A 26,968-nucleotide genomic window follows, 5' to 3' on the forward strand; every position below is an offset into this window, starting at 1 on the left:
AGGCCTCGGGAAAGAGATATGAAAAAACGTTTGACACTGCTCGGTTCCACGGGCTCGATCGGCGACAGCACGCTCGACGTCGTCGCCCGCCACCCGGAACGCTTCGAGGTCCACGCGCTGACCGCCCATCGCAACGGCGAGAAGCTGGTCGCGCAATGTCTGAAATTCCAGCCCGATGTCGCGGTGGTCGGCGATGCCGATACGGCGGCGAGCGTCGAGGCGCAACTGCGCGCCGCCGGCTCGGCCACGCAGGTGGCCTACGGCCAGGAGGCGCTCGTCGAGGTGGCGAAAAGCGCCGCCTGCGATACGGTGGTGGCGGCAATCGTCGGCGCCGCCGGTCTCGCGCCGACGCTCGCGGCGGCCATGGCGGGCAAGCGGATTCTGCTCGCGAACAAGGAAGCGCTCGTCATGTCGGGCGCAATCTTCATGGATGCCGTGCACGATCACGGCGCGACGCTTTTGCCCGTCGACAGCGAGCACAACGCCATCTTCCAATGCTTGCCGCGTGAAGTGGCGTCGGGCGGCGCTCCGCTGCACGGCGGTGTCGCGAAGATCATTTTGACCGCGTCGGGCGGGCCGTTTCGGACGCGCGATCCGGCGACACTCACCGACGTGACGCCCGACGAGGCCTGCAAGCACCCGAACTGGGTCATGGGTCGCAAGATTTCGGTCGATTCGGCGACGATGATGAACAAGGGCCTCGAAGTCATCGAGGCGCACTGGCTATTCGATTTGCCCGGCGAGCGTATCGACGTGCTGATCCATCCGCAGAGCGTGATTCATTCGCTCGTCTCCTATGCGGACGGCTCGGTCCTCGCCCAACTCGGCAATCCCGACATGCGCACGCCGATCGCTCATGCGCTCGCGTTCCCCGAGCGCGTCGATTCGGGCGTCCCGCAGCTCGACCTGGCCCAGGTCGCATCGCTCTCGTTCGAGAAACCCGACTATGAGCGCTTTCCGTGTCTCGCGCTTGCGATGCAGGCTCTAGCCGCGGGCGGCGTCGCGAGCGCGGCGCTCAACGCCGCCAACGAGGTGGCCGTCGAGGCGTTCCTCACACGGCGCATCGCGTTCACGACGATCGCGGAAACGGTTGCCGCCGTGCTCGACGCGCTGCCGAACCGCACGCCGAACGGTCTTTCGGACGTGCTCGACGCCGACGCCGCGGCGCGGCGCGCGGCGCTCGATTTCATCGCGGCGCGGCCGGCCGCCGGCCGTCGCCTGGGCAGCGCCGGCTCCGCCGATCGCGCGGTGCAGTGAGGCATCGATGAACGTGCTGATCGAAATCGCCGCATTCGCCGTCGCAATCGGCGTGCTCGTGGTCGTACACGAGTACGGGCACTTCAGCGTCGCTCGGCTGTGCGGCGTCAAGGTGCTGCGGTTTTCGATCGGCTTCGGCAGCCCGCTCGTGCGCTGGGTCGGCAAAAAGAGCGGGACGGAGTGGACGATTTCCGCTTTGCCGCTAGGCGGGTACGTGAAGATGCTCGACGAGCGCGACCCCGGTCCGGGCATCGACGAGAAGGATCTGCCGTTCGCGTTCAACCGGCAATCCGTGGTGAAACGTATCGCGATCGTGCTCGCCGGTCCGCTTGCCAACTTCGTGCTGGCGATCGTGCTCTTCGCGGTCGTCTTCGCGACGGGCGTCGTCGAGCCGACGGCGACCCTGGCGACGCCGCCGGCCGGCACCGTCGCCGCGCGCGCGGGCTTCGAAGGCGGCGAGACGATCCTCTCGATCGGCGACGAACACGGCGCGGATATCGAGCCCGTGCGGTCATGGTCGGACTTGCGCTGGAAGCTGCTCGATGCGGCATTCGATCACAAGCGCGTGGTCATGCGCGCACGCGACGGGCACGGCGTCTACGACTTTCAGGTCGATCTCAGCAAGGTTTCCGATCGCGACGTCGACGATGATTTCATGTCGAAACTCGGCTTCGACGAAGGCGGGACGCTCTCGGTCGCCGCCGTCGAGCCCGGCAGCGCGGCCGCGCGCGCCGGCCTGGCCCCGGGGGATTCGCTGCGCGGCGTCGATGGCCGGCGCGTCGATGGGGCTCAGGCGTTCATTGCCTATGTCAAGTCGCACGCCGGACGCCCGATCGTCCTGCGCATCGAACGTGGCGGCGCATCGAAGGAACCGATCGCCGTGACGGTCACGCCGGAAGCGCGCCGCGATCGCGAGACGGGCCTCGAGGTCGGCCGCATCGGCGCCGCGCTGGCGACCAAAGTCTCGACGGTCGATGTCCGCTATGGCCCGCTGGAGAGCGTCGCGCGCGGCGCGCGGCGCACCTGGGAGATCGGCGTGTACTCGCTGCGGATGTTCGGGCGGATGCTGACGGGCGAGGCCTCGATCAAGAATCTGTCGGGTCCCGTGACGATCGCCGACTATGCGGGCAAGAGCGCGCGCCTCGGATGGGAGCCTTTCCTGTCCTTTCTTTCGCTCGTGAGCATCAGCCTCGGCGTGTTGAACTTATTGCCGATTCCGGTATTGGACGGGGGGCATCTGTTATATTATTTGGTTGAAGCCGCGACCGGCAAAGCTGTATCGGAACGCTGGCAGCTCGTTTTGCAAAGAGCCGGCCTCGTTTGCATCGTCGCCTTGTCGGCCATCGCGCTATTCAACGATCTGGCTCGGTTAATCCACTTCTAATGCGTCCGGCGGCTCCTGTCCTCGGCAGGCCGCTCAAGGATGGTTGCAGCTAAAAATACTGGGGATGCACGTTGTTGAAACCTCATCGCTTTGCTCGTAGTACCGTCGCGGCCGCGGCGCTCGCCGCTCATGGGCTCGTCGCTCATGCAACGACGCCTTTCGTGGTGAAAGACATCCGAATCGAAGGGCTGCAACGGATCGAACCCGGCACGGTGTTCGCCTACCTGCCGATCAAGCAAGGCGATACGTTCACGGACGACAAGGCATCGGAGGCCATTCGCGCACTCTATGCGACGGGTTTCTTCAACGACGTACGCATCTCGACCGAAGGCGAAGTCGTCGTCGTCAACGTGATCGAGCGGCCCGCCATCGCCTCGATCGACTTCTCGGGGCTGCACGAGTTCGAGAAGGATGCGCTGCTGAAGGCGTTGAAGACCGTCGGCTTGTCGCAGGGCCGCTATTACGACAAGTCGCTCGTCGATCGCGCGGAGCAGGAGTTGAAGCGCCAATATCTGACGCGCGGCTTTTACGCGGCCGAAGTGACGACGACGGTCACGCCGCTCGACCAGAACCGTGTGTCGGTTCTGTTCTCGGTGGCCGAAGGGCCGAAAGCCAAGATTCGCCAGGTCAACTTCGTCGGCAACCACGCGTTCAGCACGAGCACGCTGCGCGACGAAATGCAGCTCTCCACGCCGAACTGGTTCTCCTGGTACACGAAGAACGACCTTTATGCGAAGGACAAGCTGACGACCGACCTCGAAAACGTCCGCAAGTACTATCTGAACCGCGGCTACCTCGAGTTCAACATCGAGTCGACGCAGGTCTCGATCTCGCCCGACAAGAAAGACATGTACCTCACGCTGACGGTGCATGAGGGCGAGCCCTACACGATTTCGAGCATCAAGCTCGCCGGTAACCTGCTCGATCGCGGGCCGGAGCTGCAAAAGCTCATCAAGATCAAGCCGGGCGAGCGTTTCTCGGCCGACAAGCTGCAGGCCACCACGAAGGCGATCGTCGACAAGCTCGGCGAGTACGGCTATGCGTTCGCAACCGTCAACGCGCAGCCCGATATCGATCAGCAGCACCACAAGGTGGCGCTGACGTTGCAGGTCGATCCGAGCCGGCGCGTCTATGTGCGGCGCGTCAACATCAACGGCAACACGCGCACGCGCGACGAGGTGATCCGCCGTGAGATGCGCCAGCTCGAAAGCTCGTGGTTCGATTCGAGCCGCCTCGCGCTCTCGAAAGACCGCATCAACCGGCTCGGCTACTTCACCGATGTCGACGTAACCACGGTGCCCGTGGAAGGCACGGCGGACCAGGTCGACGTCGACGTGAAGGTGGCTGAGAAGCCGACGGGCGCGATCACGCTCGGTGCCGGCTTTTCGTCCACGGACAAGGTCGTCCTGTCGGCCGGCGTCTCGCAGGACAACGTGTTCGGCTCGGGCACGAGCCTCTCGGTCAACGTCAACACGGCGCGCACTTACCGGACGCTGACGGTCACGCAAGTCGATCCATACTTCACGGTGGACGGCATCAAGCGAATCACGGATGTCTACTACCGCACGACCGAGCCGCTCTATTACTCGACGACTTCCAGCTTCCGGATCATCACGGCGGGCGGCGACCTGAAATTCGGCATTCCGTTCTCCGAAGTGGATACGGTCTACTTCGGCGCGGGCTTCGAGCAGAACCGGCTCGATACGGATGCGAACACGCCGCAAAGCTACAAGGACTACGTGAGCTCGTTCGGGCGCGTCTCGAACAACATTCCGCTGACCGTGGGCTGGTCCCGGGACGCGCGCGACAGCGCGCTCGTGCCGAGCCGCGGCTACTACACGCAGGCGAACGCCGAATACGGCACGCCAATCGGCGCGACGGAGTACTACAAGGCCGACGTGCAGGCGCAGTACTACTACTCGTTCGCGCGCGGCTTCGTGCTCGGCCTGAACCTCCAGGGCGGCTACGGCAACGGACTCGGCGGCAAGCCTTTCCCGATCTTCAAGAACTACTTCGCGGGCGGTATCGGCTCCGTGCGGGGCTACGAGCCGAGTTCGCTCGGTCCGCGCGACCAAACGACGGGCGACCCGATCGGCGGCTCACGGATGGTCGTCGGCAACATCGAGCTGACGTTCCCGCTGCCGGGCACCGGCTACGACCGCACGCTGCGCGTGTTCACGTTCCTGGACGGCGGCAACGTCTGGGGCAGCTTGGGCAACAGTACGGGGGCGAACGGCCTGCGGTACGGCTATGGTGTCGGTCTCGCCTGGATCTCGCCGATCGGCCCGCTCAAGCTGAGCCTCGGCTTCCCACTCCAGAAACATACGGGCGACCAATACCAGAAGTTCCAGTTCCAGATCGGGACGGCGTTCTGATCGCGTCGGCTCAAACAGCATCGAGAGGAAGATTTTGCTAACCGGTTCGTTTTCGAAACGCTTGATGTGCGCCGCGACGTTGATCGCCGCGCTCGCTGCGGGCAGCGCGCAGGCGGTCGGCCAGGAAGCGCGCATCGCGGCCGTCAACTCCGATCGCATCCTGCGCGAATCGGCTGCCGCGCAAGCCGCGCAAAAGAAGCTCGAGGCCGAGTTCGCGAAGCGGGACAAGGATCTGCGCGACATGGCGCAGCGCTTGAAGACGATGTCGGATGCGCTCGACAAGAACGGTGCGTCGTTGTCGCCGACCGAGCGGGCGGACAAGCAGCGCGACCTGTCGAATCTCGATAGCGATTTCCAGCGCAAGCGCCGCGAGTTCAACGAGGATCTGAACCAGCGCCGCAACGAAGAGCTCGCCGCCGTGCTCGACAAGGCCAACAAGGTCATCAAGCAGATCGCCGAGCAGCAGCATTACGATCTGATCGTGCAGGAAGCCGTCTACGTGAGCCCGCGCATCGACATCACCGATCAGGTGCTGAAGGCGCTCGCGGCATCGCAGCCGGCCGCAACGAACTGAACCGCGGGAGTCGCAGGGCAATGGCATTGACGCTGGAAGAAATCGCTCAGCGTTTCGGCGGTGAGATCGTAGGCGACGCCACGGTGCGCGTCGGCGGGCTGGCGCCGCTCGATCAGGCGCAGCCGCATCAGCTCGCGTTTCTCGCCAATCCGAAGTACCTCGCACAAGTGGAAGCGACGCGCGCCGGGGCGGTGCTGATCGCGCCGGCGGATCTCGAGAAGCTCTCGTCGCACGAAGGGCGTAATTTCATCGTCACGCCGAATCCTTACGCTTACTTCGCTCGCGTCGCGCAGATGTTCATCGATCTCGCGGCGCCGGCATTGCCGCACGGCGTGCATCCGAGCGCCGTCGTCGATCCTTCCGCGCAAGTGGCGAAAACGGCCGTCATCGGTCCGCATGTCGTGATCGAAGCCGGTGCGATCGTCGACGAGGGCGCGCGGCTCGACGCGAACGTCTTCGTCGGACGCGGCACGAGCATCGGCGAAGGCTCGCATCTCTACCCGAACGTGACTGTCTATCACGGTTGCAAGATCGGGCCGCGCGCGATCGTCCATGCGGGCGCCGTCATCGGCTCCGACGGTTTCGGTTTCGCTCCGGACTTCACCGGGGCCGGGGACGCGCGTACCGGCACGTGGGTCAAGATTCCGCAGGTGGGCGGCGTGGCGATCGCGGCCGATGTCGAAATCGGCGCGAACACGACGATCGATCGTGGCGCGATGGCCGATACCGTCATCGAGGAGTGCGTCAAGATCGACAACCTCGTCCAGATCGGCCACAACTGCCGCATCGGCGCCTACACGGTGATCGCGGGTTGTGCCGGCATCGCGGGCAGCACGACGATCGGCAAGCACTGCATGATCGGCGGCGCGGTCGGCATCGCGGGGCACGTGACGCTCGGCGATTACGTGATCGTCACGGCGAAGTCGGGGGTATCCAAATCGTTGCCGAAGGCGGGCATCTACACGAGCGCTTTCCCGGCCGTCGAGCACGCGGAATGGAACAAGAGTGCCGCGCTGATGCGCAATCTCGACAAGCTGCGCGAGCGCATCAAGGCATTGGAGGCGGCAGTCGAAAAGCGCGACGGCGGCGCGTAGCGCAGTCATCGGCGGCGCGAGCGCTGCGCGCCTGAAGTATCCGCAGTTATCATCCGCGCAGTCAGGCGTGGAGTAGACAGACCATGAGCACCGAAAAAATCAATCTCGACATTCACAAGATTCTTACCCTGCTGCCGCATCGCTATCCGATCTTGCTCGTCGATCGCGTGCTCGAGCTGGAGCCGCACAAGAGCATCAAGGCGCTCAAGAACGTGTCGATCAACGAGCCCTATTTCATGGGGCATTTCCCGCAACGACCGGTGATGCCGGGCGTGCTGATCCTCGAGGCGCTCGCTCAGACGGCGGCGCTGCTGACTTTCGCCGAGGAGCCGCACGATCCCACGAAGACGCTTTACTACTTCGTCGGCATCGACGGTGCGCGCTTCAAGCGGGTCGTCGAGCCAGGCGACCAGCTCATCCTGCATGCGTCGTTCGAGCGCTACATGCGCGGCATCTGGAAATTCAAGGCGCGCGCGGAAGTGGACGGCGTGACCGCCGCGGAAGCGGACCTCATGTGCACCGTGAAGCACACAGGCGATCAATAAGGAAGGGCCAAGCCGCATGAGCAAGATTCATCCCACCGCAATCGTCGAGACCGGCGCCGAACTCGCCGACGATGTCGAGATCGGTCCCTACTCCATCGTCGGCGCGCATGTCGTGATCGGAGCAGGCACCGTCGTCGGCTCGCACAGCGTGATCGAAGGCCATACGACCCTCGGCGCCGCCAACCGGATCGGCCACTACTCGTCGATCGGCGGCCGGCCGCAGGACATGAAGTATCAGGGCGAGCCGACGCGCCTCGTCGTCGGCGATCGCAATACGATCCGCGAGTTCACGACGATTCACACGGGCACGACCCAGGACGGCGGCGTGACGACGGTCGGCGACGACAACTGGATCATGGCGTACGTTCATATCGCCCACGACTGCCGCGTCGGCAGCCACGTAATCCTCTCGAACAACGCGCAGATGGCCGGACATGTGACCGTCGGCGATTGGGCGATCGTCGGGGCGATGTCGGGCGTCCATCAGTTCGTCAAGATCGGCGATCATGCGATGCTCGGTGGCGCATCGGCCGTCGTGCAGGACGTGCCGCCGTTCGTCATGGCGGCCGGCAACAAGGCCGAGCCGCACGGCATCAACGTCGAAGGCTTGCGCCGCCGCGGCTTTTCCGCCGATTCGATTTCGGCGTTGCGCACGGCTTATCGTTTGCTCTACAAGAACGGCCTTTCGCTCGAAGACGCGAAGGCCCAGCTTGCCGAGCTCGCGTCGGCGGGCGGCGATGGCGACGAGCATGTGCGCAAGCTGATTGCGTTCATCGAGACGTCGCAGCGCGGCATCATTCGCTAAATGCCGTTGGAGACGAGTCCGCTGCGCATCGCCCTGGTGGCGGGCGAGCCGTCGGGCGATTTGCTCGGAGGCGCGCTGCTGGGTGGCCTGGCGCGACGCTTGCCCGAAGAGACGCGCTACTACGGTATTGGCGGTCCGCGCATGATCGCTCACGGCTTCGAGGCGCATTGGCCGATGGAGAAGCTGACGGTACGCGGCTATGTCGAGGCGCTGCGGCACATCCCCGAAATCCTCGGCATTCGCGGCGAGCTCAAGCGTCAGCTGCTCGCCGAGCGGCCGAATGCGTTCATCGGTGTCGATGCCCCCGATTTCAACTTCGGGCTGGAAGAGGCGCTACGCGCGGCGGGCATTCCCACGATCCATTTCGTCTGCCCATCGATCTGGGCCTGGCGCGGCGGCCGCATCAAGAAGATCGTCAAGGCCGTCGATCACATGCTCTGCGTGTTTCCATTCGAGATCGAACTGCTCGAGAAGGCGGGCGTGGCGGCCACCTATGTCGGCCATCCTCTTGCCGACGACATTCCGCTCGAGCCTGATATGGCCGGCGCGCGCCGGGCGCTGGGCTTGCCCGAAGGCGGCGCCGTCATCGCCGTGCTGCCCGGCAGTCGGCGCTCCGAAATCGCGCTGATCGGTCCGACTTTCTTCGACACGATGGCGCTGATCCAGCAGCGTGAGCCGGGCGTTCGTTTCGTGATGCCGGCCGCGACCCCGGCGTTGCGCGCGTTGTTGCAGCCGCTCGTCGACGCGCACCCCGGTCTGGCGCTGACGCTCACCGATGGCGATGCGCAGCGCGCGATGACGGCCGCCGACGCGGTGCTCGTCAAGAGCGGCACCGTGACGCTGGAGGCCGCGCTGCTGAAAAAGCCCATGGTGATTTCCTACAAGGTGCCCTGGCTGACGGGACAGATCATGCGCCGGCAGGGCTATCTGCCGTACGTCGGCCTGCCGAACATCCTCGCCGGGCGCTTCGTCGTGCCCGAGATCCTGCAGCACTTCGCGACACCGGAAGCGCTCGCCGACGCGACGCTGACCCAGTTGCACGACGAGGCGAATCGGCGCACGCTCGTCGACGTATTCACGCAGATGCATCACACGCTGCGGCGGAACACGGCGCAAAGCGCGGCAGAGGCCGTCGAGCGCGTGATCGAAGCAAGGAAGCTGCGCAGATGACGGCAGCGGCAACGAAGCGGCGCACCGGCGTATCCGACACCGGAAAAGCGCCGGCGCGCAGTGCGGCGAAGAACGCGAAGGCGGATTCGAACCCGTCCGCCAAGTCCCCGGCATCGGCGAAGACGGCGATGAAAGCGACGACGAAAACAGGCAAGGCGGCAACCGTGAGAGCGGCCAAGCTCGCTCAAACCGCGCTCGATTTCGAGTCGCCGCTCGATATCGTCTGCGGCGTCGACGAAGCCGGCCGCGGGCCCCTTGCGGGACCGGTCGTCGCGGCAGCGGTGATTCTCGATCCCAAACGCCGCATTCGCGGGCTCGACGATTCGAAGGTGCTCAATGCGAAGACGCGCGAGGCGCTCTACAAGAAGATCGTCGAACGCTCGATCGCCTATTGCGTCGCTTCCGCGAGCGTCGAGGAAATCGATACGCTCAACATCCTGCATGCGACGATGCTGGCGATGAAACGCGCGATCGAAGGGCTGGCCGTCACGCCGACGCTCGCCAAGATCGACGGCAACCGTTGCCCCACGCTGTCCGTGCGCAGCGAGGCGATCATCGGCGGCGATGCGCTCGTGCCCGCGATTTCGGCTGCGTCGATTCTGGCCAAGGTCACGCGCGATCGGATGTTGGCCGAGCTGCACGAGCGGTTTCCGGTCTACGGATTCGATTCGCATGTCGGCTACAGCACGCCCCAGCATTTGGCCGCGCTGCTCGCGCACGGCCCCTGCGAGCATCATCGGCGCTCTTTCGCGCCCGTGCGCGAGGCGTACGAGCGGCTCGGCATTCGAGTGGAGCTGCCGCGGGGCGTCGCCGTCGTCGCACCAGCGACGATCGAGGAAGCATTCGATCTCGTCGATGCCGACGCGCAGGCGGAGGCGGAAGCTGGCGCCGGCGAGTTTGCGCCAGAGGCCGGCGCGTCCGACGCGGCACCTTTCGCGGAGCTGGCCGCCGACGAAACGGCCGGGCGCGCGGCCGTGGCCGGCAGCGACGCCGCAGCCACCGAGCGCGACGCCGAGCGCCGCCCGTGAAAGCGATCACCTCGCGCGACAACCCGCTCTACAAGCGCCTGAAGGCGCTCGCCGGCTCGACGCACCAGCAGCGCAAGAGCGGCCAGGCGCTGCTCGAGGGCTTTCATCTCGCGAGCGCTTATCTCGACGTCGCCGGCGAGCCCGAGACCTGCGTCGTGACGGACGAGGCCATGCGGCATGCGGAGGCACAGGCGATCGTCGGCCGGATCGATCCATCGCGCGTCGTCACGCTGCCGGAGGCGCTTTTCGGTCAGGTTTCGAACGTGGTCAACGGCGTTGGGTTGGTTTTCGTCGTACCGAAGCTTGCGCCGACACTGCCGGAGCGGATCGAGACCACCTGCGTCGTGCTTGACGGGGTGCAGGACGCCGGCAACGTCGGCTCCATCCTGCGCAGCGCGGCCGCGGCCGGCGTGACGCACGTGTTTTGCGGACCGGGGACCGCTTACGCGTGGTCGTCGAAAGTCCTGCGCTCGGGCATGGGCGCGCACTTTCTGCTCGACGTGCACGAGGACATCGAGCCGCGCACGCTCGTCGAGCGGCTGGCGGTGCCCGTGGCGATCACCGATTCTCATGCCGATGCGGCGCTTTACGACTGCGATCTGTCAGGGCCGGTTGCTTGGGTGTTCGGCAACGAAGGGGCGGGCGTCTCACTCGCCTGGCGCGAAGCGGTGACCTACCGGCTGACGATTCCGCAGCCGGGCGGCATGGAGTCGCTGAACGTGGCGGCGGCCGCAGCCATCTGTCTTTTCGAGCAGTGCCGCCAGCGGCGCGGCTGAGCACTGCGCGTGTCTTCGCTGCCGCTCAATAGGCCGGTCGATCGAGCTTGATCTCCTGCAAGATCGTGGTCGCGATTTCCTCGATCGATTTGTGCGTCGACGAAAGCCACTTGACGCCTTCGCGCCGCATCATCACCTCGGCCTCGTTGATCTCATAGCGGCAATTCTCGAGCGCGGCGTACTTGCTGCCGGGGCGCCGCTCGTTGCGGATCTCGGAAAGACGTTGCGCGTCGATCGACAGGCCGAACAGCTTGTCGCGATGTTGCAAAAGCGGCGTCGGCAGCTTGCCGCGCTCGAAATCCTCGGGGATCAGCGGATAGTTCGCCGCCTTCACGCCGTATTGCATGGCCAGATAGAGGCTCGTCGGCGTTTTGCCGCTGCGCGAGACGCCGATCAGGATGACGTCGGCTTCGGCAAGATTCCGGTTCGATTGACCGTCATCGTGGGCCAGCGAGAAATTGATGGCCTCGATCCGCTTCTTGTACTCCTCCGTATCGGCGTTCTGGTGCCCGCGCCCCACCGCGTGCGTCGATTTCATGTCGAGTTCGAGCTCGAGCGGTTCGACGAACTGCTGGAAGATATCGAGCACGAGCGCGTTCGAGTTCTTCACGATCGAATTCGACGAGCTATCGACGAGCGTGGTGAAGACGATCGGCCGGCGGCCGTCCAGGACGGCCGATTCGCTGATCTTTTCGACAGTCGCAAAGGCCTTGTCGGCCGAATCGACAAACGGCACGCGCACGAGGCGGAATTTTTGGTCGAACTGGGACAGGATCGAATGCGCGAACGTTTCGGCAGTGATTCCAGTACCGTCGGAGACGATGAATACGGTGGGCGGCGGCATCGACAAAAGCTCGAGTGGGGGAAGGCCGATCGGCCTTTTCAAAGACGAAGCGCGGCAATTATCGCGCCGCCGCCACCGTTTGGCGAGTCGGCACGGTAAAATAGCGACGAACCTGTTCGATAAGCCATTGCTATCAAAACGCGCCGGCGATTGCTTATCGAACAGGTTGCGCATGATGCGGGGAGCCGGTTGCCCGGTTCCCGCATCCAAGCCCGCGTGCGCAGCCGAGAATTTTCTTCACACTTAGGGGCTTGTATGTCTAACGCAGCAAACGTCGTAAAGGACCAGGCGTATGTAATTCCGTTCGAGCAGTTGCGAATGACTGATGTCGAAATCGTCGGCGGCAAGAATGCGTCGCTCGGCGAGATGATCAGCCAGCTGGCCGAGGCGGGCGTTCGCGTGCCGACCGGCTTCGCAACGACCGCGCTCGCCTTTCGCGATTTCCTCGAGCACAACCAGCTGACCGAGCGGATCGCCGCACGGCTCGAATCGCTCGACGTCGACGATGTAAAGGCGCTCGCGGCCGCGGGAAAGGAAATCCGGCAATGGATCGCGGACGCGCCGCTGCAACCGCGCCTCGAAGCCGAGATTCGCGCCCATTTCGAGACGTTGCAAAAGAGCTCGCCCGAAGAGCTGTCTTTTGCCGTGCGCTCGTCGGCGACGGCCGAAGACTTGCCGGACGCGTCTTTCGCGGGCCAGCAGGAAACCTATTTGAACGTGGTCGGCATCGAGGAAGTGCTCGATCGCATGAAGCACGTCTTCGCGTCGCTCTATAACGACCGCGCGATCTCTTACCGCGTCCACAAAGGCTTCACGCATGCCGAGGTCGCGCTTTCGGCCGGCGTGCAGCGCATGGTGCGCTCCGATGTCGGCGCGGCCGGCGTGATGTTTACGCTCGATACCGAATCGGGCTTCAAGGACGCCGTCTTCATCACGTCGAGCTACGGTCTTGGCGAAACGGTGGTGCAGGGCGCGGTGAACCCGGACGAGTTCTACGTCTTCAAGACGACGCTGGCCCAGGGCAAGTACCCGATCATCCGGCGCTCGATCGGCTCGAAGCTGATCAAGATGGAGTTCACGCAGCCGGGCGAGCCGGGCCGCGTGAAGACGGTGGACGTGGCGCACGAGCAGCGCAACCGTTTCTCGATCACGGACGACGATGTGATCGAGCTCGCGAAGTACGCCGTCATCATCGAGCAGCACTACAAGCGCCCGATGGACATCGAATGGGGCAAGGACGGCCGCGACGGCAAGATCTTCATTTTGCAGGCGCGCCCTGAGACCGTGAAGAGCCAGAACGCCGGCAAGGTCGAGCAGCGCTTCAAGCTGAAGGGGCAGTCGCAGGTGCTCGCAACGGGCCGCGCGATCGGCCAGAAGATCGGTGCGGGGCGCGTCTGCGTCATTCGCGACCCGTCTGAAATGGATCGCGTGCAACCGGGCGACGTGCTCGTCGCCGACATGACGGACCCGAACTGGGAGCCCGTCATGAAGCGGGCATCGGCGATCGTGACGAATCGCGGCGGGCGTACCTGCCATGCGGCAATCATCGCGCGCGAGCTCGGCGTGCCGGCCGTGGTCGGCTGCGGCGACGCCACCGACGTGCTGAAGGACGGCACGCTCGTGACAGTCTCGTGCGCCGAGGGCGACGAGGGCAAGATCTACGACGGTCTGCTCGAGACGGAAGTGACCGAGATCGACCGCGGCGATCTGCCGCCGATTCCGGTCAAGATCGCGATGAACGTCGGCAATCCGCAGCTCGCGTTCGATTTCGCGCAGCTGCCGAGCGCCGGCGTCGGCCTCGCGCGGCTCGAGTTCATCATCAACAACAACATCGGCGTGCACCCGAAGGCGATCCTTGAGTATCCGAACGTCGATCCGGACTTGAAGAAGGCCGTCGAAAGCGTGGCGCGCGGCCATGCGTCGCCGCGCGCGTTCTATGTCGACAAGCTCGCCGAGGGCGTGGCGACGATCGCGGCCGCGTTCTATCCGCGTCCCGTCATCGTGCGCCTGTCGGACTTCAAGTCGAACGAGTACAAGAAGCTGATCGGCGGCTCGCGTTATGAGCCGGACGAGGAAAACCCGATGCTCGGTTTCCGCGGCGCTTCGCGCTACGTCGCGCAGGAGTTCGCTCAAGCATTCGAGATGGAATGCATCGCGCTCAAGCGTGTGCGCGAGGACATGGGGCTCACGAACGTCGAGATCATGGTGCCGTTCGTGCGGACGCTGAAGCAGGCCGAGCGCGTGATCGGGCTGCTCGCGAAGTTCGGCCTAAAGCGTGGCGTGAACGGCCTGCGCCTCATCATGATGTGCGAGATTCCGTCGAATGCGATTCTGGCCGAGCGGTTCCTCGAGCACTTCGACGGCTTCTCGATCGGCTCGAACGACCTGACGCAGCTGACGCTCGGGCTCGACCGCGATTCCGGCATGGAGCTGCTGGCCGCGGATTTCGACGAGCGCGACGATGCGGTCAAGTTCCTGTTGAAGCGGGCCATCGAAGCATGCCGGAGCCAGAACAAGTACGTCGGCATCTGCGGTCAGGGTCCCTCCGATCACCCCGACTTCGCGCAGTGGTTGACCGACGAGGGTATTTCGTCGATCTCGCTGAACCCGGACACGGTCATCGAGACGTGGCAGGCGCTCGCAAAGGCTACGGCAACCAGTTGATCGGAATGGTCTGATTTCCAGGTTGCACGTCATCGGTGCAACGGCTTCATGCTATAACGCCTCGGTAGTAGGACCGGGGCGTTTTTTTTTGTGGTGCGGCCGGCATCGATTAGCCGCGGCGAGGCGTCCTCGGCTGCCTCCAGCCGCATCGGAAAAAGGGGAGACCACTATGTCGCCGAGCGACTTTATCTGGTGGGTTGGCGCGGGGGCGCTGATCGTCGCCGAGCTGCTGACGGGGACGTTCTATCTGCTCATGATCGCGCTCGGCTTCATCGCCGGCGCGATCGCACACTGGGCGGGCGCGAGCGCGGCCGAGCAATACCTGGCCGCCGCGCTCGTCGCGCTGGCGGCCGTGATCGTGCTGCGGCGCTCGCGATTCGGGCGCCGCAAGGCGCGGCGCGATGCGTCGACGAATCCCGACGTCAATCCCGATATCGGCGCAACGCTCGAGGTCCATGTCTGGCACGACGGCCGTGCCCGCGTGCCATACCGTGGGGCCGAATGGGACGTGGAGCTCGCGCCCGGAGCGAGTGCCGATGCGCGCGTCTACGAGATCGCCGCCGTGCGGGCGAACCGCCTGATCGTCGTGGAGAAGAAGCCGGCGCGATCCGACCATCCTCTGTCAACAACGAAGGAGTAAAAAACAATGGACATAACCATCGTCGCGCCCGTGCTGCTCGTGGTCGTGATCGTGATCGCCGCCCAGACGATCAAGATCGTGCCGCAGCAGCATGCGTGGGTCGTCGAGCGGTTCGGCCGCTATCATGCGACGCTCGCGCCCGGCTTGAACCTCGTGCTGCCGTTCGTGGACCGCGTAGCCTACCGGCACGTTCTCAAGGAGATTCCGCTCGACGTCCCGGCGCAGGTCTGCATCACGCGTGACAACACGCAGCTGCAGGTGGACGGCGTGCTGTACTTCCAGGTCACGGACCCGATGAAGGCGTCGTATGGCTCGAGCAACTTCGTGCTCGCGATCACGCAGCTCGCGCAGACGACGCTGCGCTCGGTCATCGGCCGGCTCGAGCTCGACAAGACGTTCGAGGAGCGCGATCTCATCAACCGCAGTATCGTCGCGGCTCTCGACGAAGCCGCCGAGAGCTGGGGCGTGAAGGTACTGCGCTACGAGATCAAGGACCTGACGCCGCCGAAGGAAATCCTTCATGCGATGCAGGCGCAGATCACGGCCGAGCGCGAGAAGCGGGCGCTGATCGCCGCCTCGGAAGGCCGCAAGCAGGAGCAGATCAATATCGCGTCGGGCGGCCGCGAGGCGGCCATTCAGCGCTCGGAGGGCGAGCGGCAGGCGGCGATCAATCAGGCGCAGGGCGAGGCCGCCGCGATTCTCGCCGTGGCCGAAGCCAACGCGCAGGCGATCAGGAAGATTGCCGAGGCGATTCAGTCGACGGGCGGCATGGACGCCGTGAACCTCAAAGTGGCCGAGCAGTACGTGAACGCGTTCGGGAATCTGGCCAAGGCAGGCAATTCGCTGATCGTCCCGGGCAATCTGTCGGATCTGAGCACGATGATCGCGTCGGCGCTCACGATCGTCAGCCGCGGCAAAAACGCGCAGGCGGCCGAAATCCGCTGAGTTCGGCCACGGCTGGCGTTTCGGCGAAAGCTGGGCGCCGTGGCCGCGAGCGCCCCTTCGTCAGCCGGCCGTGCGCATCAGCCGCGCTTTTTCGCGCTCCCAATCGCGCTTCTTCTCGGTTTCGCGCTTGTCGTGCAGCTTCTTGCCCTTGGCGAGACCGATTTCGCATTTGACGCGGCCCCCCTTGTAGTGAAAGTTGAGGGGCACGAGCGTATAGCCACGCTGCTCGACCTTGCCGATGAGCTTTTTGATCTCGTCGGCGTGCAAAAGCAGCTTGCGCGTGCGCACGGGATCGGGGTTCACGTGCGTCGACGCTTCGGGCAGCGGACTGATGTGCGCGCCGATCAGAAAGAGCTCGGCGTCCTTCACCACCACGTAGCCCTCCTTGATCTGGGCGCGGCCGGCGCGCAGCGCCTTGACCTCCCATCCCTCGAGCACGAGCCCTGCCTCGTAGCGTTCTTCGATGAAGTAATCGAAGAAGGCTTTTCTGTTGTCGATGATGCTCATGAATGACCGGCGGCGAACTCGTTTAAAATCGCAATTTTAGCAAAGCGGTGCCTCGAGAGGCCGTAGCGCCGACTCACTTTCGCCTCGCGCGGTGCAATTTTATGGCAGATGTCCAAAAAACCGTATTGATCCGTCATTCGGCTGAGGAGATGTTCGACCTCGTCACGGACGTGAACGACTATCCGAACTTCCTGCCGTGGTGCGGAGGCGTGCAGATCCGGCACCAGGACGAGCACAGCATGGAGGCGCGGATCGACATCAATTTCAAGGGCATCAAGCAGCACTTTGCCACGCACAATACCCAGCAGCGGCCGACTCGCATCGACATGGAGTTCACCGACGGCCCGTTTCGCAAGTTCACGGGCTACTGGCGCTTCACGCCGCTGCGCACCGACGCCTGCAAGATCGAATTCGCGCTCCACTATGAGTTTGCGAGCGTCATCCTCGAGAAGCTCATCGGGCCGGTTTTCCATCACATCGCGAATACTTTCGTCGAATCGTTCGTGAAGCGCGCCAATCAGCGCTACGGAAAGTCATGAGTACGGAGTTGAGAGTCGAGGTCTGTTACGCGCTCGCGAAGGCGCAGACGCTGATCCAAGTGCATGTGCCCGCCGGCTCGACCGTGCGGGACGCTCTCGAGGCCAGCCGCATCGTCGAGCGCCATCCCGAGATCGATCTAGCGACGGCGAAGGTCGGCATCTACGGCAAGCTGAAGCCGCTCGATGCGCCGCTTGTCGATCATGACCGCGTCGAGATCTATCGCGCGCTCATCGTCGACCCGAAGGTCGCGCGGCAGCGGCGCGTCGACAAGACGCGCCGTGAAGGATCGATCGAAGGGCGCAAGTGGCTGCCCAAGGATTCACGCTGAAGGGCTGCGCGCCTCATCCCGGGAACGGGCCGAGGCTTCGTGCGCCTGATGCGCCTCCAGCACGGTAGCGTCCTGCTTTGGACGCTTTCCCGCTCGCTCTCCGCTGTGCCGGCGCACCGCCCAGACGACGCCCGCGAGCAGGAGCAAGATCGCGGCCGCTTCGAGCGGTCTCGGCAGGCGACCATCGTAAATGAAGCCATAAAGCAGGGCGAACAGCGTTTCGAAGACGATCATCTGACCCGAAAGCGTCAGCGGCAGCCGCGTCGCGGCGGCATTCCAGAGGCCGTTGCCGAGCCATGAAGCGCCGACGGCGAGCCCCAGATTCAATACCCAGAAGATCTGCCAGCGGGCGTCGCCCGCGCCGGCCGCTGCTATCGCGCTCGCCTTCGCGATGCCGCCCGGCCCGTCGGTCAGCGCGGAAGCGGGGAGCCACAGCATCGCGCCGAAGAGCCCCGTCAGGATGCCGAGCAGGACGGACCATTCGTTGCTGTCGAACTTCGTCTCGTGCGCATTGAGACGCCGCAGCGTGCGCGCATTCTCCACGGCGAACCACGTCCAGCTCGCGAGTGCACCGAGCGCGCAGACGAGGCCAAGGAGCTTGCCGGGCACCGATTCGGCGTCCGGCGGCGGCGCCGGGGCGTTTGCGAAGACGTCCACATTCATGCAGACGATACCGGCCATGACGAGCGCGAGCGGCCAAATCAGGCGGCCGAGCGGTACGGCACCGTGATCGCGCCGGCCCGCGAGCGTCACGGTGACGGGCAACACACCGACGATCAGCGACGTGGGCCCGATGCCGACATGATGCACGGCGGCAGTCAGGAACACGTAGTAGACGAGATTGCCGACCAAGGCGAGGCGAGCGAGCGCCACGAGGTCGGCACGCGCAAGCTTCGGAGCGACGCGTCGGGCAATCGGCACCGCGGCGGCCAGCGAGACCACCCCGTACATCATGCAGCGCGCCGCGGCGAGCAGGGCCGGGGAGAAATCGGCCAGGAGCCGCGGCACGAGAAAGACCGTGCCCCAGAGCGCTCCCGCCATCATGCCGTACATCACCCCGCGTCGCATTGTCGCTTCCCCGTTTCTCGTATGGACCGGCTCGCAGTCTAGGCGGTTCGGATCGCCGATGTCTTGTTCGATTCTGCAATCGCGGCCCTTCGTTCTTTCCAGTTGCGCGGCCTCGCGCTCCGAAAAACGAACGAACATCGACCGAACGAAGAACCGAAAGCGAGGGCGCGAATCGGCCGCAAAAATCGCTAACTTGCTGTTCGCACAGTGAAAAACCAGGGAGGTATCGCGTATAATTCGGTTTTGCGCCTATAGGATTTGCCATGCGTCTGATCCAGAAAGCACTCACGTTCGATGACGTGCTCCTCGTCCCGGCCTTCTCCGAGGTTTTGCCGCGCGACACCAGCCTCAAGACCCGGTTGACCCGCAATATCTCCCTGAATATCCCGCTCGTATCCGCCGCGATGGATACGGTCACCGAGGGGCGCCTGGCGATCGCGATGGCGCAACAGGGCGGCGTCGGCATCATTCACAAGAACCTGACCGCCGCCGAGCAGGCACGTGAAGTGGCGAAGGTTAAGCGCTTCGAATCGGGTGTCGTTCGCGATCCGATCACGATCCCGCCCGAAATGAAGGTGAGCGACGTCATCGCGCTGTCGCAGCAGCATGGCATTTCCGGCTTCCCGGTCGTCGAGGGCCCGAAACTGGTCGGGATCGTGACGAATCGTGACCTGCGCTTCGAAACGAGGCTCGACGAGCCCGTGCGCAGCATCATGACGCCGCGGGATCGGCTCGTGACGGTCAAGGAGGGCACTTCGCTCGCCGATGCGAAGGCGCTCATGCATAGCCACCGCCTCGAGCGCGTGCTCGTCGTGAACGACGCCTTCGAGCTGCGCGGGCTTATGACCGTCAAGGACATCACGAAGCAGACCGAGCACCCGGCCGCCTGCAAGGACGAGCACGGCAAGCTGCGCGTCGGCGCGGCCGTCGGCGTCGGTCCCGATAACGAAGAGCGCGTGACGCTGCTCGCGGCGGCGGGCGTCGACGTGATCGTCGTTGATACCGCTCATGGCCACAGCAAAGGCGTGCTCGAGCGTGTGCGCTGGGTCAAGAAGAACTTCCCGCACGTGGAAGTCATCGGCGGCAACATCGCCACGGCGGATGCCGCGCGCGCGCTCGTCGAATACGGGGCGGACGGCGTGAAGGTCGGCATCGGGCCCGGCTCGATTTGCACGACGCGGATCGTGGCGGGTGTCGGGGTGCCGCAAATCACGGCGATCGCGAACGTCTCCGAAGCGCTGAAGGGATCGGGCGTGCCCGTCATCGGCGACGGCGGCGTGCGCTATTCGGGCGACGTCTCGAAGGCGATCGCGGCCGGCGCGGACGCAGTGATGATGGGCAGCATGCTCGCAGGCACCGAAGAGGCGCCCGGCGACGTGTTCCTTTATCAGGGCCGGCAGTACAAGTCGTATCGCGGCATGGGCTCGGTGGGCGCGATGAAGGATGGCGCCGCGGACCGTTACTTCCAGGACAACTCGGCGAATATCGACAAGCTCGTGCCCGAAGGCATCGAGGGCCGCGTGGCTTACAAAGGCTCGGTCAACGCGATCCTGTTCCAGCTCATCGGCGGTGTGCGCGCGAGCATGGGCTACTGCGGCTGCAAGACGATCGCAGAGATGCATGAGAAGGCGCAGTTCGTCGAAATCACGGCGGCCGGCATGCGCGAATCGCATGTTCACGATGTGCAGATCACGAAAGAAGCGCCGAATTACCACATCGATTGACGACGGCCACGACGGCCGATGAGAGCGTCGCGGCGCGTGGGTTTCTCGATTGATCGATGTTTCTGCCTCGCACTCTTCGATGACGCACGCCGCGCGCCATCGGACGTTGCGCCTTTCAGCCGAAAGAGCTTCCGGCGGGAAGGCGCAATTTGTTTATGTTCGGTCGCCGTGATGGCGGCCAATGAATTGAATTCCATTTGCCCATTTGAGTAACGCGCCCGCCATGCATGACAAGATCCTAATCCTCGATTTCGGCTCGCAAGTCACCCAACTGATTGCGCGCCGCATTCGCGAAGCGCACGTCTATTCGGAGATTCATCCGTACGATGTCGACGACGCGTTCGTCCGCGAGTTCGCGCCGAAGGGCGTGATCCTGTCGGGCGGGCCGAACTCCGTTACGGAATCGGATACGCCGCGTGCGCCGCAAGCCGTTTTCGAGCTCGGCGTGCCCGTGCTGGGAATCTGCTACGGAATGCAGACGATGGCCGAGCAGCTCGGCGGCAAAGTCGACGGCGGGCACGTGCGCGAATTCGGCTATGCGGAAGTGCGGGCACGCAATCATACGAGCCTGCTCGAAGGCATCGAGGACTTCCGTACGCCCGAAGGGCACGGGATGCTGAAGGTCTGGATGAGCCACGGCGACAAGGTCACCGAGATGCCCGAGGGATTCAAGCTGATGGCGTCGACGGAGTCGTGTCCGATCGCGGCGATTGCCGACGAATCGCGCCATTTCTACGGCGTGCAGTGGCACCCGGAGGTCACGCATACGGTGCAAGGGCGCGCGATGCTCGAGCGCTTCGTGCTGTCGATCTGCGGCGCGAAGGCCGATTGGGAAATGGGGCATTACATCGACGAAGCCGTCGAAAAGATTCGCGCGCAAGTGGGCAGCGAGCATGTGATCCTAGGCCTGTCGGGCGGCGTCGATTCGTCGGTCGCGGCGGCGCTTCTGCACCGTGCGATCGGCGATCAGCTGACTTGCGTCTTCGTCGATCATGGTTTGCTCCGTTTGAACGAAGCGGAGCAGGTGATGGCGACGTTTGCCGATCACCTTGGCGTGCGCGTCATTCATGTCGATGCGAGTGAAGCGTTCCTCTCCAAGCTGGCCGGCGTGACCGATCCCGAGCAGAAGCGCAAGATCATCGGAGCGGAGTTTGTCGAGGTCTTCCAGGTCGAGGCGGGGAAGCTCAAGGATGCGAAGTGGCTCGCGCAGGGGACGATTTATCCGGACGTCATCGAATCGGCCGGCAAGGGCAAGAAGGCGGCCCATACGATCAAGAGCCACCACAACGTGGGCGGTCTGCCCGAGACGTTGAACCTGAAGCTGTTGGAGCCGCTGCGCGAGTTGTTCAAGGATGAGGTGCGCGAGCTCGGCGTGAAGCTCGGTTTGCCGCATGAGATGGTCTATCGGCATCCGTTCCCGGGGCCGGGGCTCGGTGTGCGGATTCTCGGGGAAGTGAAGCGCGAGTACGCTGATTTGTTGCGGCGTGCCGATGCGATCTTCATCGAGACGCTGCGCAACACCATCGACAAAGAGACGGGCAAGTCATGGTACGACCTCACGAGTCAGGCGTTCGCCGTGTTCTTGCCGGTGCGCAGCGTGGGCGTGATGGGCGATGGGCGGACTTATGAGTTTGTCGTCGCGCTCAGGGCGGTCCAGACGCTCGATTTCATGACGGCGCACTGGGCGCATCTGCCGCATGAGTTGCTCGGGCATGTGTCGAATCGGATCATCAACGAAGTGCGCGGGATCAATCGCGTCGTTTATGACATCTCGGGGAAGCCGCCGGCGACGATTGAGTGGGAGTAGGGATGGATATGGACGGTGACGAATCCGCTGCCGCAAGAAAGAAAGGCATGACCGATGACGAAAAGAACCATCTGGAAGACCACTGATGAGGATTCGCCGGCCCTCACGCAAATACGAGAATCGAATCCGTCCGATCACATCGCGATCGCCATGTTGTTGCATCAGCTTGGGTACGATGCGACGCTCGCGCTGATACTCGAGAAGCTGCAAACATTGATTCTCAGTCCGACCGACAAGATACTGGTGGCTACATTGAACGGTAAAGTCGTCGGTAGCGGACAAAGTCCAAAGGCTCTAGGCGGTTCTTCTTCAGGAAGGCTGCCCACTGCTTCTGTTTCGTGGCATCCTGCGCAAAGGCGTCGCTCAGACCCGTCGGGATCGCTTCGGGGATGGCCAGCCTTCGCCGGGCGAACGTGGCTTGGACTGCGCGATGCAGTTCGGCAGGGTCCAACGTCTCCTCGGTCAGCAACATCCAGAGATCGAAGTAATCCTTCATGCGGGTGTTGGCCATGCCCAGCAGGCACACTGCGTGAAACTTCTCTGCCACCACGGTGTACTTCGGATAGGCCCGCAGTTGTGGAGCCGGCAGATCGTCGAGCAGCACGGGGTAGTTGACGGGTTCAGGTGCCGGCGTGACGGCATCACCGAAACCGATATCCACCTGCAGCGCAATGCGCGCGCCATCCAGCTTCGCCTGCAGGTCGATCCGTACGCCGCCATAGCCCGCCTCCTTGCGGATTTCGTAGCCACTGACCGATCCCGGTTCGAACGCGATGCCGTCCTCGACTTCGATCTGGCAGATCTCGCGGAAAGTCGAGACGGCGGTGTCGATGTCGTCTGGGCCATAGCCCAGCAGATCCGCGTCCCGCGTGGGCCGGTGCGGCTGGTCGTACCACAAGGAGAACAGCAGGGCGCCCTTGAGCAGGTAGTTTGCGGCATGCTGGGAGATCGACAGCCGGTACAGCAGCCGCTCCAGCCCGTACCGGGTGAGTGTCAGGTTGAAGTCCTGCTTCGAGGCATCCACGTGCTGCTTCAGGCGGGCCCGGATGGAGGCGGCGAGGTTGCGGCTCATGTAGTCACGCTCTCGAGATAGGGGCGCATGACATTGGTCACGCGGTTGACTGTCGCGTAGTGCCAGAGCGTGTCCATCGTGAGCCTGCGCTGCGACCAGCCATCGCGCAGCGCTTCCAGGGCTACGTCAAGGCCGATCTTGTTGCGGTACTTGAAGCAGTCCGCCACCGTCTTGGCCAAGTTAAATACGGGCACCTGTACGCCATCGATCTCCATGTGCTCGACGCCTTCGGTCAGGGCTTCGCCTGACATGCGCACCACGCGTAGGGCCGGCTGATCTAGGCGCGGCGTGGGTGTATGTGGGGGAATCGCCATCCAGACCTCGAAGGGGGCCTGTGTGCCGATGCCGTGAACGCGCAGTGCCGACAGCAGGCACACCACGCCGCGTGGCACGCGCAGTGCGGACTCGGCCAGAGATCGATGCTCGCTCGGGGCGCGCCCTTGCAGGCTGTAGACGCCGCGGGCGACGCGTTCCAGCTTGCCCGCCGCAACGAGCCGGCTGAGCACCATGGTCGGCAGCCCTTGTTCGACCAGATCGCGGGCGCGCAGCAGCGGCTGGCGCTCAGCGAGCGCCAGGACCGCTTGTTCGAGCGTCTTATCAGTGGAAGGCATCGTACCCGGAGTGTGTTGCATTTTTTAGTTGTTTGTCAATAAAAGACTAGCCAATGAATCGCGGGAGCATGACGCTTGGCGGATGATCGGCACTCCGACGAGGCAGCAGTAGCTCTCTGAGAGGCGTTGAAGATGACGGTATCGACGACGGTAACGTTGCGCGGCGGCCTCGTGGCTGACTTCATACTCGACGTCGTGCATGTCAAAGACTTCACCAATCCGCACCGCCAGCATTTCGGCCTTCGTGCCCGGCACATAGTACCGTCGCAAGTTTGGCTGGCGGATAGTGGCAACCTGCTTGGCCCATGCGTCCAGCAAGGCCGTCGGCTCGCGAAGATGACGCTCCTTGCTCGGGCCTTGCCCTCGCGCCAACAGCCAGTCGAAGCGCTCCAGTTCGGTCAACACTTGGGAGGTGGTAGCGGGCGACACCGTCGCCTGCTGTGCCAGTTCCGTGTCTTCGGTGGTCTTCCGGAGTTTCGGCAGAAGTCCTTCAACCTGCGACCATTCTCGTCGATCAGATCCGTCGAATAAGGCGCGTGTTCTTCTCGATCGCGACCATCCGAATCCGATTCGCTGGTGTCCGCAAGAGTTTGAATCAGGGGCTGCCTCGAACCGCCACCCGACATTCAAGGGGGCTTTTGGGCTCGCATCGCGGTCGTGAGGGTATCGCGGAGCGCATTCGAAAGAGGGTGACGGTGGACGGTATCGCGGAGCGCATTCGAAAGAGGGTGACGGTGGACGGTATCGCGCCCACAAACCTACGCAGCGACGACGTCCTGGTTCTGTTGGCTGCTCTTATTTTGAGCCACCGGCTTGCAGGCCTTTCTCTAGGCTCTGCGCTACTGTCAGATAGTAATTGCGCGCCGTGGCATTCATCTGACGTCCGCCCAGTTCTCTAAGCGCGCGCACCTTTATTATGGTTGCCCGATTGCTCTGCGGTGCGATGGCAAGAACATAGTCGGCCTGCTCGGCGGCCCACTGAAACTCACCGGCAGCGAGCGATGCTTCCGCGCCTTCCAACATTTTTTCTTTTCCACCTGCCAGCGCAATGACTTTTTCCGCTCGTTCCTTCTCGGTCAGCGGGAAGATATGCGTTGGGTTGCCGTCGAACCAACCAGCATTTTGCGAATAGATGCCGCGCACTGACCAAGCTACAGTGCCGTAATACTCTTGTAGATATGGGTGTTGCGCTAGCCGCGCTGGAAGTTTTACTTCCTGAACCAACTCATCTGGGGTCTTGCCGCTGCTGATCCCTTCCATGGTTTTGTCATAGACGAACTTGATACCGTCCCGATAAGCCGTGAGAGCGTCCCTGACTTTGTCCGCGCCGGCTAGCGTGCTCATGTGGCCGGGAATGACATATTGGGCATTCAGAGCGATCAGCTTGTCTAGGCTGGCGACCCATTTGTCCGCCGGACGCGTGGGGAGTCCGCGAAGGGGGGCAATGTTGGGGAATGTTTTCAGAATTACGTCGCCTGCGATCAGTACCTTGCGGTCCGGCAGCCAGACGGAGATGTTTTCGTCAGCCTCGCCGGGGGTGAAAATGAGCTGCATCCGCACGCCGGCAATCGTCAGGCTTTGTTGCTCGCCGTCGAAGGTTTTCGTGGGCGGGAGAAAACCCTCGCGCGTGTGCGGCGTCTTCCTGCCGTATTCGAGCTGGGTGCCGGCATTGATGAACTGGTCGTCGGGCAGAGCGGTTCCGAACACATCGCCGCCATCGCGCCGGCCGCGTCCCGTGTCGGGTTTGGCCGAGACCAGCAATTGGTGGCTGTAGATCTCGGGCTTGTCATTGCCCGCGAATATCGTCGCACCGCCTGAATGGTCGGGGTGGTTGTGCGTGTAGATGATCGCACGCACAGGTCTGGTCATGCGATCCCCGAAGGCATTGATGATCGCTTGAGCATCGACCGGGTTGGCCGAGGTATCGACGATGATCGACCCGCCGTCGGCCCGGATCAGCGTGACGTTGCTGGCGGAGTAGCCGATGGCGGTGTACACGCCATCCGTAACTTCGACGACGCGCTTGCGAAATTCCTCGGAGTGCGCCTTCAGCTTCTCGCTCCCCGCGAATTCGTCAGGTGCGGCCACGCCATTTGTTGCGGTTAGCGTCGCTATGGTTGTGACTATCGCCATAAATGTCCTCATTCGACATGTCCACGTCTGTTGCATACGCGTCCTCATTCTTGGAATTGAGATCTTTAAGGCAACAGGATATCGTTGCCATAAATGAATTAACATTGTCAAAAATTGGAAGCGGCCTCTCAATTATGAGAGGCATGCCGTATGGACCTGAACGCCACTCACATGTTCGTTACCGTCGTCCAGGCGGGTAGTCTTTCGGCGGCGGCGAGCCGTCTTGGAATCCCATTGCCAACGCTGAGCCGTCGGATACGGGAGCTGGAACGGCAGCTTATGGTGCAGTTGCTGGAGCGCTCGGCGCGAGGGGTGAGGCTGACTGATGCCGGAACAAAGCTGTACGAGCAGGCTAGTCGTGGCATCGAGGCGCTACTTGAGGCCGAGCAAGCCATCGTAAGCGATCAGGCGCAGTTGAAAGGGCGCTTACGGCTATCGTTCCCTCAGTCTTTTGAGCCATGGTGGGATTTGCTTGCGGCGTTCCAGCGCCGCTATCCGGACATCCAAGTCCACGTCTACTCAACTGAACGTCGGGTGGACTTAATCGAGGACGGCATCGACGTCGCCCTGCGTGTCGGCTCGATCGTTCACGAGGCTATGGTGGCGCGACACGTCTTGTCCTATCGCCATGTTCTAGTAGCTAGCCCGAAGCTAGTGGAGCGCCTCGGCGTGCCGGCATTACCCGACGAACTCTATCGCTTCCCGTGCGCTGTATGGATGTCGCGTGTCGATGCCCAGGCACGATGGGACTTGGCTGGGCATATCATCGAGCCAAAGGCCCTTCTGTCCACCAACGATTACCATCACTTGTGCGTGCGTGCGCTCGCTAATGATGTGGTAACTGAGTTGCCGCCTTTTCTAGCGGCTGCGCCTATTCAGGAGAAGCGCCTGGTGCAATTGCTGCCGCAGTTTCCGTTGCCCGAGCAGCCCATCCACCTCCTTTATCCATCCCATCGCCATCCCTCGACTATTGTTCGGACATACCTGACCTTCTGCCAGAACTACGTCCCGAAGATTCTTCATGCCTGCGACATCGGACGTCGGCAGTGAGCAAGGCAGGGCGGAATGGCGAGTTGA

25 protein-coding genes are annotated in these 26,968 nt (G+C 63.5%); 18 read left to right on the forward strand and 7 right to left on the reverse strand.

What is annotated here, in order from left to right:
• Positions 1 to 18 precede the first annotated feature (18 nt).
• The 10 genes from AB4Y31_RS06330 to AB4Y31_RS06375 all read left to right on the forward strand — a co-directional run bounded on the left by AB4Y31_RS06330 (position 19) and on the right by AB4Y31_RS06375 (position 11,008).
• Positions 19 to 1,257 carry a 1-deoxy-D-xylulose-5-phosphate reductoisomerase gene (locus tag AB4Y31_RS06330; RefSeq protein WP_368673154.1) on the forward strand — a complete coding sequence of 413 codons (1,239 nt, stop codon included), beginning with the start codon at positions 19 to 21 and terminating at the stop codon, positions 1,255 to 1,257.
• A gap of 7 nt (positions 1,258 to 1,264) precedes the next feature.
• Positions 1,265 to 2,641, forward strand: a complete 1,377-nt coding sequence (gene rseP, locus AB4Y31_RS06335; protein ID WP_018444205.1) for an RIP metalloprotease RseP — start codon at positions 1,265 to 1,267, stop codon at positions 2,639 to 2,641.
• A gap of 71 nt (positions 2,642 to 2,712) precedes the next feature.
• On the forward strand, positions 2,713 to 5,016 hold the full coding sequence (gene bamA, locus AB4Y31_RS06340) for an outer membrane protein assembly factor BamA (protein WP_368673155.1): 2,304 nt from the start codon (positions 2,713 to 2,715) through the stop codon (positions 5,014 to 5,016).
• 34 nt (positions 5,017 to 5,050) lie between these two features.
• A complete protein-coding gene (locus tag AB4Y31_RS06345; protein ID WP_085952756.1) occupies positions 5,051 to 5,590 on the forward strand; it encodes an OmpH family outer membrane protein in 540 nt (179 codons plus the stop codon).
• Between the two features lie 20 nt (positions 5,591 to 5,610).
• Positions 5,611 to 6,684 carry a UDP-3-O-(3-hydroxymyristoyl)glucosamine N-acyltransferase gene (lpxD, locus tag AB4Y31_RS06350; protein ID WP_368673156.1) on the forward strand — a complete coding sequence of 358 codons (1,074 nt, stop codon included), beginning with the start codon at positions 5,611 to 5,613 and terminating at the stop codon, positions 6,682 to 6,684.
• Between the two features lie 83 nt (positions 6,685 to 6,767).
• Positions 6,768 to 7,229 (forward strand): 3-hydroxyacyl-ACP dehydratase FabZ, encoded by a 462-nt coding sequence (gene fabZ, locus AB4Y31_RS06355; protein ID WP_018444209.1) that lies wholly within the window; start codon positions 6,768 to 6,770, stop codon positions 7,227 to 7,229.
• 16 nt (positions 7,230 to 7,245) lie between these two features.
• A complete protein-coding gene (gene lpxA, locus AB4Y31_RS06360; RefSeq protein WP_368673157.1) occupies positions 7,246 to 8,034 on the forward strand; it encodes an acyl-ACP--UDP-N-acetylglucosamine O-acyltransferase in 789 nt (262 codons plus the stop codon).
• On the forward strand, positions 8,035 to 9,204 hold the full coding sequence (lpxB, locus tag AB4Y31_RS06365) for a lipid-A-disaccharide synthase (protein ID WP_368673158.1): 1,170 nt from the start codon (positions 8,035 to 8,037) through the stop codon (positions 9,202 to 9,204). It abuts the gene before it with no gap.
• A 128-nt stretch (positions 9,205 to 9,332) separates the two neighbouring features.
• The gene (gene rnhB / locus AB4Y31_RS06370; RefSeq protein ID WP_368673466.1) at positions 9,333 to 10,232 is read left to right on the forward strand and encodes a ribonuclease HII; all 900 of its coding nucleotides are present in this window, start codon (positions 9,333 to 9,335) and stop codon (positions 10,230 to 10,232) included.
• Entirely contained in the window at positions 10,229 to 11,008 is a 780-nt protein-coding gene (locus AB4Y31_RS06375; RefSeq protein WP_368673159.1) for a TrmH family RNA methyltransferase, read from the forward strand. The genes rnhB and AB4Y31_RS06375 overlap by 4 nt, the downstream gene beginning before the upstream one ends.
• 25 nt (positions 11,009 to 11,033) lie before the next feature.
• Here AB4Y31_RS06375 and AB4Y31_RS06380 read toward each other — a convergent pair whose 3' ends face one another.
• A complete protein-coding gene (locus AB4Y31_RS06380; protein ID WP_018444214.1) occupies positions 11,034 to 11,852 on the reverse strand; it encodes a pyruvate, water dikinase regulatory protein in 819 nt (272 codons plus the stop codon).
• Positions 11,853 to 12,107: 255 nt separating this feature from the next.
• Here AB4Y31_RS06380 and ppsA point away from each other — a divergent pair, with 255 nt between their 5' ends.
• The 3 genes from ppsA to AB4Y31_RS06395 all read left to right on the forward strand — a co-directional run bounded on the left by ppsA (position 12,108) and on the right by AB4Y31_RS06395 (position 16,101).
• A complete protein-coding gene (gene ppsA, locus AB4Y31_RS06385; protein WP_368673160.1) occupies positions 12,108 to 14,516 on the forward strand; it encodes a phosphoenolpyruvate synthase in 2,409 nt (802 codons plus the stop codon).
• Between the two features lie 169 nt (positions 14,517 to 14,685).
• Positions 14,686 to 15,156, forward strand: a complete 471-nt coding sequence (locus tag AB4Y31_RS06390) for an NfeD family protein (RefSeq protein ID WP_368673161.1) — start codon at positions 14,686 to 14,688, stop codon at positions 15,154 to 15,156.
• Between the two features lie 6 nt (positions 15,157 to 15,162).
• Positions 15,163 to 16,101 (forward strand): SPFH domain-containing protein, encoded by a 939-nt coding sequence (locus AB4Y31_RS06395; protein ID WP_368673162.1) that lies wholly within the window; start codon positions 15,163 to 15,165, stop codon positions 16,099 to 16,101.
• 60 nt (positions 16,102 to 16,161) lie between these two features.
• Here AB4Y31_RS06395 and smpB read toward each other — a convergent pair whose 3' ends face one another.
• Complete coding sequence (gene smpB / locus AB4Y31_RS06400; RefSeq protein WP_018444218.1) at positions 16,162 to 16,608, reverse strand: SsrA-binding protein SmpB; 447 nt, start codon at positions 16,606 to 16,608, stop codon at positions 16,162 to 16,164.
• A 101-nt stretch (positions 16,609 to 16,709) separates the two neighbouring features.
• Here smpB and AB4Y31_RS06405 point away from each other — a divergent pair, with 101 nt between their 5' ends.
• Both AB4Y31_RS06405 and AB4Y31_RS06410 read left to right on the forward strand, forming a co-directional pair.
• A complete protein-coding gene (locus tag AB4Y31_RS06405) occupies positions 16,710 to 17,147 on the forward strand; it encodes a type II toxin-antitoxin system RatA family toxin (RefSeq protein WP_018444219.1) in 438 nt (145 codons plus the stop codon).
• Positions 17,144 to 17,476, forward strand: a complete 333-nt coding sequence (locus AB4Y31_RS06410; RefSeq protein ID WP_368673163.1) for an RnfH family protein — start codon at positions 17,144 to 17,146, stop codon at positions 17,474 to 17,476. The genes AB4Y31_RS06405 and AB4Y31_RS06410 overlap by 4 nt, the downstream gene beginning before the upstream one ends.
• Here AB4Y31_RS06410 and AB4Y31_RS06415 read toward each other — a convergent pair.
• Positions 17,468 to 18,544 (reverse strand): DMT family transporter, encoded by a 1,077-nt coding sequence (locus AB4Y31_RS06415; RefSeq protein WP_368673164.1) that lies wholly within the window; start codon positions 18,542 to 18,544, stop codon positions 17,468 to 17,470. The genes AB4Y31_RS06410 and AB4Y31_RS06415 overlap by 9 nt on opposite strands.
• A gap of 263 nt (positions 18,545 to 18,807) precedes the next feature.
• On the opposite strand from AB4Y31_RS06415, the gene guaB reads away from it, so the two are divergent.
• A complete protein-coding gene (guaB, locus tag AB4Y31_RS06420) occupies positions 18,808 to 20,268 on the forward strand; it encodes an IMP dehydrogenase (protein ID WP_107151695.1) in 1,461 nt (486 codons plus the stop codon).
• A 223-nt stretch (positions 20,269 to 20,491) separates the two neighbouring features.
• Positions 20,492 to 22,075, forward strand: coding sequence for a glutamine-hydrolyzing GMP synthase (guaA, locus tag AB4Y31_RS06425; RefSeq protein ID WP_368673165.1), 1,584 nt, complete (start codon positions 20,492 to 20,494; stop codon positions 22,073 to 22,075).
• Between the two features lie 247 nt (positions 22,076 to 22,322).
• Here guaA and AB4Y31_RS06430 read toward each other — a convergent pair whose 3' ends face one another.
• From AB4Y31_RS06430 to AB4Y31_RS06445, 4 genes are all read right to left on the reverse strand, one after another.
• On the reverse strand, positions 22,323 to 23,147 hold the full coding sequence (locus AB4Y31_RS06430) for a nucleotidyl transferase AbiEii/AbiGii toxin family protein (RefSeq protein ID WP_368673166.1): 825 nt from the start codon (positions 23,145 to 23,147) through the stop codon (positions 22,323 to 22,325).
• The gene (locus AB4Y31_RS06435; protein WP_258187720.1) at positions 23,144 to 23,779 is read right to left on the reverse strand and encodes a type IV toxin-antitoxin system AbiEi family antitoxin domain-containing protein; all 636 of its coding nucleotides are present in this window, start codon (positions 23,777 to 23,779) and stop codon (positions 23,144 to 23,146) included. The genes AB4Y31_RS06430 and AB4Y31_RS06435 overlap by 4 nt, the downstream gene beginning before the upstream one ends.
• Before the next feature lie 3 nt (positions 23,780 to 23,782).
• Positions 23,783 to 24,163, reverse strand: coding sequence for a hypothetical protein (locus AB4Y31_RS06440; RefSeq protein ID WP_258187721.1), 381 nt, complete (start codon positions 24,161 to 24,163; stop codon positions 23,783 to 23,785).
• A 390-nt stretch (positions 24,164 to 24,553) separates the two neighbouring features.
• Complete coding sequence (locus AB4Y31_RS06445) at positions 24,554 to 25,891, reverse strand: alkyl sulfatase dimerization domain-containing protein (protein ID WP_368673167.1); 1,338 nt, start codon at positions 25,889 to 25,891, stop codon at positions 24,554 to 24,556.
• 150 nt (positions 25,892 to 26,041) lie between these two features.
• On the opposite strand from AB4Y31_RS06445, the gene AB4Y31_RS06450 reads away from it, so the two are divergent.
• Entirely contained in the window at positions 26,042 to 26,941 is a 900-nt protein-coding gene (locus AB4Y31_RS06450; RefSeq protein WP_368673168.1) for a LysR family transcriptional regulator, read from the forward strand.
• Positions 26,942 to 26,968 lie beyond the last annotated feature (27 nt).

Source organism: Trinickia sp. EG282A (assembly GCF_040965455.1).
Taxonomy (GTDB): Bacteria; Pseudomonadota; Gammaproteobacteria; order Burkholderiales; family Burkholderiaceae; genus Trinickia; species Trinickia symbiotica.

Excerpts from the sequence above, each read along its gene's own strand:
- AB4Y31_RS06330 (WP_368673154.1), top strand. The coding sequence starts at position 19 with ATGAAAAAACGTTTGACACTGCTCGGTTCCACGGGCTCGATCGGCGAC.
- rseP (WP_018444205.1), top strand. The coding sequence starts at position 1,265 with ATGAACGTGCTGATCGAAATCGCCGCATTCGCCGTCGCAATCGGCGTG.
- lpxD (WP_368673156.1), top strand. The coding sequence starts at position 5,611 with ATGGCATTGACGCTGGAAGAAATCGCTCAGCGTTTCGGCGGTGAGATC.
- fabZ (WP_018444209.1), top strand. The coding sequence starts at position 6,768 with ATGAGCACCGAAAAAATCAATCTCGACATTCACAAGATTCTTACCCTG.
- lpxA (WP_368673157.1), top strand. The coding sequence starts at position 7,246 with ATGAGCAAGATTCATCCCACCGCAATCGTCGAGACCGGCGCCGAACTC.
- lpxB (WP_368673158.1), top strand. The coding sequence starts at position 8,035 with ATGCCGTTGGAGACGAGTCCGCTGCGCATCGCCCTGGTGGCGGGCGAG.
- rnhB (WP_368673466.1), top strand. The coding sequence starts at position 9,333 with ATGAAAGCGACGACGAAAACAGGCAAGGCGGCAACCGTGAGAGCGGCC.
- AB4Y31_RS06380 (WP_018444214.1), bottom strand. The coding sequence starts at position 11,852 with ATGCCGCCGCCCACCGTATTCATCGTCTCCGACGGTACTGGAATCACT.
- ppsA (WP_368673160.1), top strand. The coding sequence starts at position 12,108 with ATGTCTAACGCAGCAAACGTCGTAAAGGACCAGGCGTATGTAATTCCG.
- AB4Y31_RS06390 (WP_368673161.1), top strand. The coding sequence starts at position 14,686 with ATGTCGCCGAGCGACTTTATCTGGTGGGTTGGCGCGGGGGCGCTGATC.
- AB4Y31_RS06395 (WP_368673162.1), top strand. The coding sequence starts at position 15,163 with ATGGACATAACCATCGTCGCGCCCGTGCTGCTCGTGGTCGTGATCGTG.
- smpB (WP_018444218.1), bottom strand. The coding sequence starts at position 16,608 with ATGAGCATCATCGACAACAGAAAAGCCTTCTTCGATTACTTCATCGAA.
- AB4Y31_RS06405 (WP_018444219.1), top strand. The coding sequence starts at position 16,710 with ATGGCAGATGTCCAAAAAACCGTATTGATCCGTCATTCGGCTGAGGAG.
- AB4Y31_RS06410 (WP_368673163.1), top strand. The coding sequence starts at position 17,144 with ATGAGTACGGAGTTGAGAGTCGAGGTCTGTTACGCGCTCGCGAAGGCG.
- AB4Y31_RS06415 (WP_368673164.1), bottom strand. The coding sequence starts at position 18,544 with ATGCGACGCGGGGTGATGTACGGCATGATGGCGGGAGCGCTCTGGGGC.
- guaB (WP_107151695.1), top strand. The coding sequence starts at position 18,808 with ATGCGTCTGATCCAGAAAGCACTCACGTTCGATGACGTGCTCCTCGTC.
- guaA (WP_368673165.1), top strand. The coding sequence starts at position 20,492 with ATGCATGACAAGATCCTAATCCTCGATTTCGGCTCGCAAGTCACCCAA.
- AB4Y31_RS06430 (WP_368673166.1), bottom strand. The coding sequence starts at position 23,147 with ATGAGCCGCAACCTCGCCGCCTCCATCCGGGCCCGCCTGAAGCAGCAC.
- AB4Y31_RS06435 (WP_258187720.1), bottom strand. The coding sequence starts at position 23,779 with ATGCAACACACTCCGGGTACGATGCCTTCCACTGATAAGACGCTCGAA.
- AB4Y31_RS06445 (WP_368673167.1), bottom strand. The coding sequence starts at position 25,891 with ATGGCGATAGTCACAACCATAGCGACGCTAACCGCAACAAATGGCGTG.
- AB4Y31_RS06450 (WP_368673168.1), top strand. The coding sequence starts at position 26,042 with ATGGACCTGAACGCCACTCACATGTTCGTTACCGTCGTCCAGGCGGGT.